At 68.3% G+C, this 11,670-nt stretch carries 12 protein-coding genes; all 12 read left to right on the forward strand.

The genetic code is table 11. From position 1 onward, the window contains the following. Positions 1–63: 63 nt before the first annotated feature. Positions 64–1,818 carry a GMC family oxidoreductase gene (locus UG56_RS05015; protein ID WP_045546836.1) on the forward strand — a complete coding sequence of 585 codons (1,755 nt, stop codon included), beginning with the start codon at positions 64–66 and terminating at the stop codon, positions 1,816–1,818. Between the two features lie 44 nt (positions 1,819–1,862). After that, complete coding sequence (locus UG56_RS05020) at positions 1,863–2,669, forward strand: MlaE family ABC transporter permease (RefSeq protein ID WP_045546902.1); 807 nt, start codon at positions 1,863–1,865, stop codon at positions 2,667–2,669. 1 nt (position 2,670) lies between these two features. Then, positions 2,671–3,474, forward strand: a complete 804-nt coding sequence (locus tag UG56_RS05025) for an MlaE family ABC transporter permease (RefSeq protein WP_045546835.1) — start codon at positions 2,671–2,673, stop codon at positions 3,472–3,474. A gap of 5 nt (positions 3,475–3,479) precedes the next feature. Then, positions 3,480–4,655, forward strand: coding sequence for an MCE family protein (locus UG56_RS05030; RefSeq protein ID WP_045546834.1), 1,176 nt, complete (start codon positions 3,480–3,482; stop codon positions 4,653–4,655). Then, positions 4,652–5,680, forward strand: coding sequence for an MCE family protein (locus UG56_RS05035; protein ID WP_045546833.1), 1,029 nt, complete (start codon positions 4,652–4,654; stop codon positions 5,678–5,680). Before UG56_RS05030 ends, UG56_RS05035 begins: the two co-directional genes overlap by 4 nt. Further along, entirely contained in the window at positions 5,680–6,669 is a 990-nt protein-coding gene (locus UG56_RS05040) for an MCE family protein (RefSeq protein ID WP_045546832.1), read from the forward strand. Before UG56_RS05035 ends, UG56_RS05040 begins: the two co-directional genes overlap by 1 nt. After that, positions 6,666–7,898, forward strand: a complete 1,233-nt coding sequence (locus UG56_RS05045) for an MCE family protein (protein WP_052693081.1) — start codon at positions 6,666–6,668, stop codon at positions 7,896–7,898. The genes UG56_RS05040 and UG56_RS05045 overlap by 4 nt, the downstream gene beginning before the upstream one ends. Continuing rightward, positions 7,895–8,989 carry an MCE family protein gene (locus UG56_RS05050; RefSeq protein ID WP_052693079.1) on the forward strand — a complete coding sequence of 365 codons (1,095 nt, stop codon included), beginning with the start codon at positions 7,895–7,897 and terminating at the stop codon, positions 8,987–8,989. The genes UG56_RS05045 and UG56_RS05050 overlap by 4 nt, the downstream gene beginning before the upstream one ends. Further along, entirely contained in the window at positions 8,989–10,308 is a 1,320-nt protein-coding gene (locus UG56_RS05055) for an MlaD family protein (protein WP_052693076.1), read from the forward strand. Before UG56_RS05050 ends, UG56_RS05055 begins: the two co-directional genes overlap by 1 nt. A 44-nt stretch (positions 10,309–10,352) precedes the next feature. Then, a complete protein-coding gene (locus UG56_RS28235) occupies positions 10,353–10,811 on the forward strand; it encodes a hypothetical protein (protein WP_177191421.1) in 459 nt (152 codons plus the stop codon). Then, positions 10,808–11,386 (forward strand): hypothetical protein, encoded by a 579-nt coding sequence (locus UG56_RS05065; protein WP_045546830.1) that lies wholly within the window; start codon positions 10,808–10,810, stop codon positions 11,384–11,386. Before UG56_RS28235 ends, UG56_RS05065 begins: the two co-directional genes overlap by 4 nt. A 32-nt stretch (positions 11,387–11,418) precedes the next feature. Then, on the forward strand, positions 11,419–11,670 hold a 252-nt coding region (locus tag UG56_RS05070; RefSeq protein WP_143054918.1), incomplete at its 3' end, for an ATP-binding cassette domain-containing protein.

Below are 11,670 nucleotides of genomic sequence, written 5' to 3' on the forward strand. Positions count from 1 at the left end.
GGACTACCGCAAGCCCGATCGTGTGACGGGCAACACTTTCCAAACGACTGACAGGAGAGCCCGGTGGAAGCATCGCGCCCTGAACAGACCTACGACGTCGTCGTGGTCGGCTCCGGCTTCGGCGGCTCGGTCGCCGCTCTTCGGCTGGTCGAGAAGGGCTACCGGGTACTGGTGCTCGAGGCCGGGCGGCGGTTCCGTGACGAGGACTTCGCGGCGACCTCCTGGGATGTGCGGAGGTTCCTGTTCGCGCCTCGGCTCGGCTGCTTCGGGATCCAGCGCATCCACTTCCTCCGCGACGTGGTCGTGCTTGCCGGTGCAGGCGTGGGCGGCGGTTCGCTGGTATACGCGAACACGCTCTACGAGCCGCGCTCGGACGCGTTCTACCGCGATGCCCAGTGGTCACACATCACCGACTGGCGCGATGAGCTGGCTCCGTACTACGACCAGGCCAAGCGGATGCTCGGCGTCAGGCCGAACCCGACGACCACGCGGCCCGACAAGATCTTGGGCGAGGTCGCCGCCGAGCTCGGTGTGGCTGACACCTACGGCCCCGCGCCGGTCGGGGTCTTCTTCGGCCGTGACGACGCCTTGGAGCCCGGCGTGACTGTCGCCGACCCATACTTCGGCGGGGTCGGTCCCGACCGCACCGGGTGCCTGGAGTGTGGCGAGTGCATGACCGGGTGCCGGCACAACGCGAAGAACACGTTGCTGAAGAACTACCTCCATCTCGCTGAGCGGGGCGGGGCAGAGGTCAGGGAGCTCACCACTGTCGACAGCATCACCCCGTACGACGGCGGCTACCGCATCGCCGCGCACGAGTCGGGCCGATCGCGCCGCCGCACCGCGCACACGATCACGACCGGGCAGGTCATCATCGCCGCCGGCGCCTGGGGTACGCAGGAGCTACTGCACACCATGAAGCAGCGGGGGCTCCTTCCCGACCTCTCGAACCGGCTGGGGGAACTGACCCGGACGAACTCGGAGGCGCTGTGCACCGCGAGCACGCGGCCGGGGACCCGGACCAACGGAGACCTCAACCACGGCGTCGCCATCACGAGCTCGATCCACCCGAACGACCACACCCACATCGAACCGGTGCGGTACGGCGCCGGCTCCGGGTTCATGGGGCTGCTCACCACCGTCATGACCGATGGTGGCGGCCGGGTGCCCAGGGCGGTGAAGTGGATCGGCCAGATCCTGCGTCATCCGGTCCAGTTCGTCGGCCACTACCTGGGGATCCGCAGCTGGGCGGAGCGTACGGTCATCGCACTTGTCATGCAGACCAGCGACAACTCGATCACCGTCTTCGGCAAGAAGCGGCGCTTCGGCCGCGGGTCGCTTCGGCTCTCCTCGAAGCAGGGCCACGGCGAGCCGAACCCGACCTGGATCCCGGTCGCCAACCAGGCGATCCGCAGCATCAGCGAGAAGATCGACGGCCGGCCGTTCTCGAGCGTCGGCGAGATCTTCAACGTCCCGATGACGGCCCATTTCCTCGGCGGCTGCGTGATCGGGGACAGCGCCGAGAGCGGCGTCGTCGACCCCTACCACCGCGTCCACGGCCATCCCGGGCTGCACATCACCGACGGCTCGACGATCTCCGCCAACCTCGGGGTGAACCCGAGCCTGACCATCACGGCACAGGCCGAGCGCGCCATGTCGATGTGGCCGAACAAGGGCGAGGCCGACCCGCGGCCGCCGCTCGGTGCGGCCTACCAGCGAACGGCGCCGGCCAGCCCGAACCACCCGATGGTGCCGGCTGAGGCACCCGCCGCTCTGCGACTGCCGGTGATCGCGATCAACGGCCGGCCGGCTTCATGACCGCCGCCCCGACCAACCGGGCCGAACCGCCCGGTGTCCGAGGCATGACGCCCGAGCGTCAGAGGATCGCCGCCGAGGCGCTCCAGTCTAACGCGATCTTCAAGGCTCTGGCGTCTTTCGGTGACTTCTACGACTTCGTCGTCTCGGTCTTCCGGAAGGGATTCACGCGGAGGTTCCAGTTCCGTGAGTTCGTCTCCCAGGCATGGTTCATCACCACCGTCTCGTTCTGGCCGGCGCTCCTGGTCGCGATCCCGTTCTGCGTGGTCATCATCTTCCAGGTCAACCAGCTCCTGATCGAGATCGGTGCGGTCGACCTGGCCGGCGCGGGGGCTGCCGTCGCCGTCGTCCGTGAGATCGGCCCGATCGTCAGCGTTCTCGTCGTCGCGGGGGCGGGAGCCACCGCGATCTGCGCGGACCTGGGCTCGCGCAAGATCCGCGAGGAGATCGACGCGATGACCACCCTTGGGATCGATCCGGTCCAGCGCCTCGTCGTCCCTCGCGTGGTCGCCTCGACCCTCGTGGGCATCGCGCTCAACGGCCTGGTGACCGTCGTCGGCCTGGTCGGCGGCTACTTCTTCTCCGTGGTGCTGCAGGGCGCCACACCAGGGCTCTACCTCAACGACCTCACCCTTCTCGTGGGGCTCTCGGACTTCATCGCCGCTGAGGCCAAGGCAGCTGTCTTCGGACTACTGGCCGGCCTGACCGCCTGTTACCTGGGGCTCAACGCCAAGGGCGGGCCCAAAGGCGTCGGGGAAGCAGTGAACCAGACCGTCGTGTTCGCGTTCATGCTCCTGTTCGCCGCCAACAGCGTGATCAGCACCCTGTTCCTCCAGCTCAAGTCGGGAGCCTGAGATGGCCGTCAACACATCAGCTCTCCGCGAGCTCGGCGAGCAGCTCGCCTTCCATGGCCGCGCCTACGCCCACTTCCCCCATGCCTTCCGCCGCTACCGCAAGGAAGTCGTCCGGCTCCTGGCCGAGGTCGCGATGGGAACCGGCGCACTGGCACTGATCGGCGGGACCGTTCTCGTGATCGGCTTCCTCACCGCGGCGTCAGGCATCGAGGTCGGGCTGCAGGCTTACACGTCCTTCGACAACATCGGCGTCTCCGCGCTGTCGGGGTTCTTCTCGGCGTACTTCAACACTCGCGAGGTGGCTCCGATCATCGCGGGGATCGCACTCACAGCGACCGTCGGCGCGGGGTTCACCGCCCAGATCGGCGCCATGCGGGTCTCGGAGGAGATCGACGCGCTCGAGGTGATGGCAGTGCCGCCGGTGCCCTACCTGGTGACCACCCGGATCATGGCCGGGCTCATCGCCGTCATCCCGCTGTACGCCATCGCGGTGATGATGTGCTGGCTGGCGACACGGCTGGTGGTGACCGTCGGCTACGACGAGGCGCCGGGCACGTACCAGCATTACTTCGACACGTTCCTGATCCCCGGCGACCTGTTCCTGTCCATGCTGAAGGTCGCGATCATGGCGCTGGTCGTGGTCTCGGTGTGCTGCTACCACGGGTTCAAGGCGTCGGGCGGGCCTGCCGGCGTCGGCCGGGCCGTCGGCCGGGCCGTGCGCTCGGCCCTCGTCGCCATCATGTTCGTCGACCTGATCTTCGGCATCGCCATCTGGGGCGGTCCGTCGGTCCACATCGCGGGGTGAGGGGCATGGTTGATCGTCACGTCACCTACGGGCTCACCTTCATCGCGCTGATCCTCGCGCTCGTCGCCGGCACCGTCGCCACCTACCAGGGTGCCTTCCGCTCCACCGTTCCGCTCACCGTCTCCTCCGACCGGGCAGGGCTGACCCTGACCTCGGGCGCGGCGGTCAAGCTCCGCGGCGTCGCGATCGGCAGAGTCGGCTCCGTCCACAACGACGGAGGCGACGGGGTCTCGATCCAGCTCGACATCGACCGGGGCGAGTTCGACCAGATCTCCAGCGACGCGACCGCCGAGATCGTCCCGCCGACGGCGTTCGGCGCGAAGTACATCCAGCTCAACCCCGGCGACCCGGGCGCTGCGCGGATCCGAGCCGGATCGACGATCGATGCCGACCGGGTCACGGTCGAGGTCGACGAGGCGTTCGAGAACCTCACTCAGGTGCTCGACACCGCTAAGCCCGCCGAGGTTGCCGCCGCCCTCACCGCTGTCTCGCAGGCGGTGGACCAGCGCGGCGAGGACATCGGGCTCCTGATCACCCAGATCAACGGCTACCTCACCTCGTTCAACCCTTACCTGAGTACGCTCACCAGCGACATCAGGTCGGGTGCGAGCGTCGCGCAGACGTACGACACCGCGCGGCCCGACCTGGTGGCCCTGGCCGACAACGCGGCGGTGACCAGCAGGACGCTCACCACCCAGCAGAAGTCGCTGCACGCGTTCGAGCTGAGCCTGTACTCCTTCGACAACAGCGCCGGCAGGCTGCTCGACAGCTCAGGGGAGCGGCTCACCACCACGTTGAGGCTGACCGAGCCGGTCACCGGGGTCGTGGAGCGCTACTCCCCGGAGCTGCCGTGCACGATCCTCGGTCTGGCCTCGGCCAACAAGCTTGCCGAGGTCGCAGTCGGAGGCACGCATCCGGGGATCACCACGATCACCCGCATCGTTCCGGGGCGCGACCCCTATACGTACGAGCGCAATCTGCCGGAGATCGGCGACACCCGCGGTCCTGAGTGCTATGGGCTCCCGTACGTGACTGAAGAGGAGGCACAGGCCGCGGTGCCTACCTTTGCGGCCGGCGCCAACCCGTACGCAGGCAAGCAGCCCACGGTCCAGGAGAACACGCTCACTACGCTGCTCGGTCTGCTGGCCGGTGGCGCCAACGCCGCAGGAGGCAAGCAGTGACCAGCAGCAGCAAGCTTCGGCGCCGGGAACGTTCCGACCTGATCAAGTTCGGCATCTTCTTAGCGGTCGCGGCTCTGTTCACGTACTGGGTCGGTGTGGTGACGGCCGCCCACCGTCCCGGCGACCGGGTCACCTACGACGCCGTCTTCGCCAACGTGTCGGGACTCCAGGAGGGCGACCTGGTCCGGATCGCGGGCGTGGACGTCGGCAAGGTCACCGGCCTGGCGGTTCAGCGCGACACGACCGTACGCGTCTCCTTCGACGTCCCCCGGGACCAGGAGCTCAACGCCTCGACCGAGGCCACGGTGCAGTACCGGAACCTCATCGGCGACCGGATCGTCCAGCTCAGCCGCCCCGACCCGGACGCGAGACCGATCTCGGCTGGCGACACCATCCCGATATCCCGAACCCGGCCGGCCCTGGACCTCGACCTGTTGCTCAACGGGTTCAAACCCCTCTTCGCGGGCCTCGCCCCGGCACAGATCAACGCCTTCTCCGGCGACCTGATCAAGATCCTGCAGGGACAGAGTTCCGCCATCTCCACCCTGGTGCAGCGGGCCGCCTCGCTCACCACGACGCTCGGCAACCGTCAGGAGCTGATCGGGGAGGTGATCCGGAACCTCAACACCGTCGTCGGCACCCTCGACGACAAGCGCGAGACCATCCAGGAGCTCATCGACCAGTTCAGCCGGCTCCTCGACGGTCTAGAGCAGCAGGACGCCCAGATTCTCGACGCCGCGGCGCAGACCGACCGGTTCGCGCGCAGCGCAGGGTCACTGGTGGAAGAGGGCAGGGGAGACCTCGCGGCCGACCTGTCCCAGCTCACCAAGGCGGCGAACGGCATCAACCAGGAGCAGGCCACCCTGCAACAGGTGCTGCAGAAACTGCCGAACCACTACGCGGCGATCCAGAACACCGCCTCGTACGGCAACTACTTCAACTTCTTCCTGTGTGGGGTCCGGGTCCAGACCGAGGCCACCATCACGACTCCCTGGATCATGTCCGACGCGCAGAGGTGCAAGTGATGAGCTTCCGTACGCCCGCTCAGAACGCCGCCCGGGGCCTGGTCGGCACCATGGCGATCGCGCTGGTGGTCACCGCCAGCCTCAACTACAACAAGCTCCCGCTCGTGGGCAACGGAGACGCCATCCACGCCGCCTTCGCCGAGGCCGGGGGCCTCAAGGGCGGCGACGCCGTCATGGTCTCCGGCGCCCAGGTCGGCAAGGTTCGCGACGTACGTCTCGACGGCGACGAGGTCGTCGCCGACCTGGTCCTCACCGACGGCGATGTCAAGCTCGGCGGCAAGACCGAGGCACGCATCACCACCGTCACCCTCCTCGGCCGCGCGGCCGTCGAGCTCGTCCCCTCCGGCGGCGGACGGCTGAGTGCTGGCGACACGATCCCGACATCGCGGACCTCCTCGCCTTACAACCTCACCGCCACCCTGAACCAGCTGACGACCACCTCGGCCGACATCGACAAGACCCAGCTTGCCGGCGCACTCGACCAAGCCAGTACGGCACTGAGCGGAACCCGCGACGACGTCGGCCCCGCTCTGCGAGGAGTCACCGAGCTAACCGCCGCCGTCGAGCAGAACGACGACCAGCTCCGCGCTCTACTCGCCCGTGCCTCGCGGGTCTCGGGCGTCCTCGCGAGCCGCAACGAGCAGATCGAGACCCTGCTCACCTCCGGACAGTCGCTCCTTGAGCAGCTCAACGCCCGCCAGGCCGTCGTGGTGAGCCTGCTCGCCAGCGTGCAGGACCTCTCCACCCAGCTGCGTGGCCTTGTCGACGACAATCGGGCCACGCTCGGCCCGGCGCTCGGCCAGCTCGACTCGGTGGTCACCGTGCTCAACCGGAACAAGGCCGCGCTGCAGGAGGCCATCACCGGGCTGCGCGGCTACGTCACCGGGTTTGGGGAGGCCATCTCGACGGGACCGTGGTTCGACGCGTACATCCAGAACCTCACCTCGCCGGGCACGCTGGCGCCGATCGTCTCGGGGGTCGTGAAGTGACCATCTCCTCCAGCCTCCTGCTGCGCCGCGTCCTGATCGGGCTCGCGCTGCTGCTCCTCGCCACGGGCGCCTACTACACCGTCAAGGACACCCGCTCGACGGTGGTGACCGCGGTCTTCAGCAACGCTGACGGGCTCTACGAGGGTGACGATGTCAAGGTCCTCGGGGTTGCCGTCGGCCGGGTCACCGAGGTCGACCCGCAGGACGACGGCGTGCATGTCGGGATCGAGGTCGAGGGCGGGCAGCGGATCCCGGCCGGTGCCCACGCCGCCATCGTCTCTCCGAGCCTGGTCAGCGGGCGGTTCGTCCAGCTCTCACCGGCCTACACCCATGGTCCGGCGATGTCCGACGGTGGTCAGATCCAGCTGGACCGCACCGCGGTGCCGGTCTCCTTCGACGAGGTCAAGAAGCAGCTCACCGACCTCTCCACCGCGCTGGCCCCCGCAGGCTCCGGCAAGCAGCCGCTCCGAGCCGCCATCGAGACCCTGGACGCCAACCTCCGCAACGGCAATGCCGAGCAGCTGCGGGAGGCGGTCGAGGGGCTCCGCAGCGCCACCGCGACCCTCTCCGACGGACGCGCCGATATGTTCACGACCGTCTCGAATCTGAACAGCTTCACCAAGAACCTCGCCGTCAACGATGCCGCCGTGGCTGGGTTCACCGAGCAACTCAGCGAGGTCTCCGCGGTGCTGGCCGCCAACCGTCGCGAGCTCACCAAGGCGATCGAGGAGCTCTCTGCGGCGCTGGCGGCGACTGGCGAGCTTACCCATGACAACCGCTCCCGGATCAGGAGCTCCGTACGTGACCTGAACCTGCTCAGCGCGGCCCTCGCCGACCGGTCCAACCAGCTCGCGGCGATCTTGCATATGGCTCCGACGGCACTGATCGATCTCTTCAACGTGATCGACAAGCAGGCGATCACCGGGCGGGCCTCCCTGACCGGGCTCAACGACGCCGCCCAGCTCGTCTGCGGTGCCGTGCTCGGCGCCGGCGGCACTGCGCAGCAGTGCCGCGACGCGTTGGCCCCGCTCGTCGACTTGATCAAGAGCGCCCAGCAGAGCGTGGCGGGACCGGCAGTGGCGGGGCCGGGCACAGCGGGGCCGGGGGCGCCGGCGCCGGCCGACCCCGGTGGGCCCTCGATACCGCTGCCTGACCTGGGTGCGGGCCTTGACGGAGTACAACCCCTCTTGCCCGGCCTGCTCGGCACCGACCTCGGAGGCGACCGATGAAGACACAGATCCTGGCGACCATGGCCGCACTCGTGGTCGGCCTGACCGGCTGCAGCAGCCTGCAACCGAACGACTACACGCTCCCCGGCCAGCCCGGCGTCGGCAGGGACGGCTACACCGTCACCGTCACCTTCGACGAGGTCGCGAACCTGGTGCCCAACTCCGCCGTGCAGATGGACAACGTCGTCATCGGCACCGTCGCCGGCATCAGCGTCTCGGACTGGAAGGCAAAGGTCAGGCTCCGACTGATGGAGTCGGCCCGCGTCCCGGCCGACTCCACCTTCGCCATCGGGCAGAAGACTCTGCTCGGCGCCCAGTACGTCGACGTCAGCGCGCCGGCCCAGACGCCGACTCCGAGCAGCGCCGGCAGCATCGCGGCAGCGGTGGAGCGGACCGAGGTGCTGCAGGACGGCGCCCGGATTCCGGTCACCCAGACCGGCACCTACCCCGCCACCGAGCAGGTCCTCGGCGCGGTGGCGCTGCTGCTCAACAACGGCGGGCTGTCGCAGATCGAGACCATCACCTCCGAGCTGGCGACGGCGCTGGACGACCGGGTCCCCGACACCCGCAACCTGGTACGGCGCACCAACGAGCTGCTCGCCGTGCTCGACGACAACAAGGGCGAGATCGTGCAGGCGCTCGAGGCGCTCGACCGGCTCTCCGCCGGCCTCGCTCGGGACCGGATGGTCTTGGCGAACGCGATCGACCAGATCGCACCGGGGCTGCGTACGCTCGAGGAGGAGCGGCAGAGCCTCGTCCGTGCCGTCACCCGGACCGGCCAGACCGGGGCTCAGGCGACGAAGGTCATCCGGGCCAGCCGCACGGCTCTCCTCGCGAACCTGGACGCCCTGCGGCCTATCCTGACCAGCCTCGGCAAGGTCGGCGACTCCATCCCCGAGGCGCTCAAGATCGGTCTGACCATCCCGTTCCCGGCTATGACCACGACCAACGTGCTCAGCGGCGACTACGCCAACCTCTTCGCGACGTTCGACCTCCGCGTCTCAAGCCTCACCGACACCTGGCTCACCGGGTTCGGAGCCCCGAGCACGTCCGACGAGGGTTGTCTGCTCACGAGCCTGGGAGGCTGCTGATGCTGCTGACGAGGCTGGTGAAGCGGCAGTTGGGCGTCTTCGCCTGCCTGACCGCTCTCGCGCTCGGGCTGATGGTCTTCACCTATGCGCGGATTCCGGCGATCCTCGGCATCGGGGTCTACCAGGTCACCGCCGAGTTCACCGACGCCAGCGGACTCTACGAGAGCGCCCTGGTCACCTACCGGGGCGTCAAGGTCGGGCAGGTGACCGACCTCGAGGTGACCCCGCGTGCAGCCGTCGCCACGCTCCGCCTCGACGACGGCACCCGGATCCCGGGCAACGTCGACGCCGAGCTCCACAGCACCTCCGCGGTGGGGGAGCAGTACGTCTCCCTGGTCTCTTCGTCCGCCACCGAGGCGAGCCTGAGCGGCGGGGACGTGCTACCGCAGTCACGCACCGTCGACATGCCCCAGATCGCCCCGGTCCTCGATGCGGTCAACCACCTGCTCGAGTCCGTCCCGCAGCGGCAGACTCGCAACGTACTGGACCAGGTGGACACCGGTCTCGGGTCGAGCAGCGAGGACGTCGGCCGGCTGATCGAGGACTCCAGCACACTGATGGACACGGCCCAGCAGGAGGTCACCTCGACGACCGAGCTGATCCGCGCGCTGGAGCCGGTGCTGGCCACTCAGGAGGAGATGGCGCCGCAGACCGTATCGTCGATGTCGTCGCTCCGGGCGCTTACCAAGGAGCTCGCTGTGAACGACGCCGATTTGCGCTCGCTGCTTCGCGACGGGCGAACGGGCCTGGACAGCACCACAGCGACCGTCAACGACCTTCAGACGACGCTGCCGATGCTTCTGGACAACCTGATGGTCAACGGCGAGGTGCTCAACACCTATCTTCCGCAGCTTCAGCAGATCCTGGTCGTGTACCCCGCCACGATCGGACGGCTTCAACAGACGGTCAACCCGCGGGCCAAGGAGGGTGACGTGCAGCTGGACCTACGCGCAGGCGTCAACAATCCACCGTCGTGCACGACGGGCTACCTGTCCACCGACGAGCGACGCAGTCCGTCCGAGGAGAGCGTACGCAAGGTCGACCCGCTCGCTCACTGCGAGACCGCGCCCGACGACCCGTCGTCGGTGCGGGGCGCTCGCAACCTGCCCTGCCCGAACTCGTCCGCCCGCGGGCCATTGCCGTCCTCGTGCGGGCTGGAGTTCGGCAAGGGTCGTTGGCCCGAGGGCGCCGACCCGAACGCGACCTCGACCGCTCCGAAGACTTCGGCAGGCGAGCCGTCGTCGAGGGGGACGGCGGACGCGTCTGTTGAGGACAACTCCTGGAAGCAGCTGTTCCTCGACCCGGTCGGGCTGTGGTGACGATGGCCGTAGGGACGATGGAGAGACTCTCCACCAGGACCTTCGTGCTCCTGCTGGTGCTGGGCGTCGGGCTGCTCGTGTTCGCCGGGCAGCGCGCCTGGTCCTGGCGCGAGGATGTCACTGCCGAGCACCAGAGAGCCGAGGCCGTCTCGGCGGCCTCCACCGAGGTCACCCGGCTCATCTCGGTCAGTGCAGAAGACTCGGAGACGGCTTTCGAGACCCTTCTCGACGGCGCGACAGCCTCCTTTCGCAGCGACCTGAAGCAGCAGGCGAACGCGCTGCAGAAGGCGTTGAAGGCCAACAAGGTCGATGCCGAGGGTGAGGTCGTCTCTGCCGGTGTGGCGCGCTCGACCGACGAGCAGGCGACGGTGTTCGTCGCAGCGACCGGCACGGTGTCGAACTCGGGCACGAAGGCACCGCAGCAACGTGATTACCGGGTCAAGGTCGAGATGCGGAACGTCGAGGGCCGCTGGCTTGTATCCGGACTGGAGTTCATCCCGTGACCATCGAGGAGACCGAGATGGCAACCGCCTTCTCTGAAGAGACCGAGCACACCGACCAGTCGCTGCCGTGCGGATCCGGTCGGCTGCGGCTCAACCTGGAGCGGGGACTGCTGCTGCGCTGGGCGATCGTGGTGCTCGTGGTCGTCGGGTTGGTCGCGGCGGCCGCGTTCGGCGTGCTCGCCGACCGGGCCTCGGGCCGCGCTCGCGATCGCAGCGACGCGCTCGCCGCGGCCAAGAGCCGGGTGCCCGTGCTGCTGAGCTACGACCACCGCACGCTCGAGGACGACCTCGCACGCTCCCAGGACCAGACCACCGGACGGTTCCGCACCGATTACACCAAGCTGCTCGACGGTCCCGTCGCAAAGGCGGCGACCCAGAAGCAGATCTCCACGAAGGCGACCCTCTCCGGGGCAGGCGTGGTCAAGGCCGCCGGGTCGCGGGTCACGGTCCTGGTCTTTCTGACCCAGACCACGGTGGCGCCTGGGGTCGAGCCCAGCGTCAGCGCATCGCGCGTCGAGGTGAGGATGCAACAGGTGGGCAACGGCTGGAAGGTCGCCGGGCTCGCGCCCCGCTGACCGGACGATAACCATCGAGTGGAGGCATGGGCATGGGTGTGGATGTGAAGATCGAAGGGCTGACCAAGAGCTTTGGTAAGCAGCTCATCTGGAAGGATGTCACGCTGACGCTGCCTGCGGGCGAGATCAGCGTGATGCTGGGTCCGTCCGGCACGGGTAAGTCCGTGCTCCTCAAGACCCTGATCGGCCTGATCAAGCCCGACACGGGCTCGGTGGTCATCGAGGGTGTCGACATCGCCAGCTGCTCGGAGCGGGACCTCTACGAGGTCCGCAAGCTCTTCGGT

The organism is Nocardioides luteus, assembly GCF_000960475.2.
Lineage (GTDB): Bacteria > Actinomycetota > Actinomycetes > Propionibacteriales > Nocardioidaceae > Nocardioides > Nocardioides luteus_A.

Bases quoted from the DNA above. Each gene is read 5' to 3' on its own strand.
- UG56_RS05020 (WP_045546902.1), top strand. From the start codon at position 1,863: ATGACGCCCGAGCGTCAGAGGATCGCCGCCGAGGCGCTCCAGTCTAAC.
- UG56_RS05025 (WP_045546835.1), top strand. From the start codon at position 2,671: ATGGCCGTCAACACATCAGCTCTCCGCGAGCTCGGCGAGCAGCTCGCC.
- UG56_RS05030 (WP_045546834.1), top strand. From the start codon at position 3,480: ATGGTTGATCGTCACGTCACCTACGGGCTCACCTTCATCGCGCTGATC.
- UG56_RS05040 (WP_045546832.1), top strand. From the start codon at position 5,680: ATGAGCTTCCGTACGCCCGCTCAGAACGCCGCCCGGGGCCTGGTCGGC.
- UG56_RS05050 (WP_052693079.1), top strand. From the start codon at position 7,895: ATGAAGACACAGATCCTGGCGACCATGGCCGCACTCGTGGTCGGCCTG.
- UG56_RS05055 (WP_052693076.1), top strand. From the start codon at position 8,989: ATGCTGCTGACGAGGCTGGTGAAGCGGCAGTTGGGCGTCTTCGCCTGC.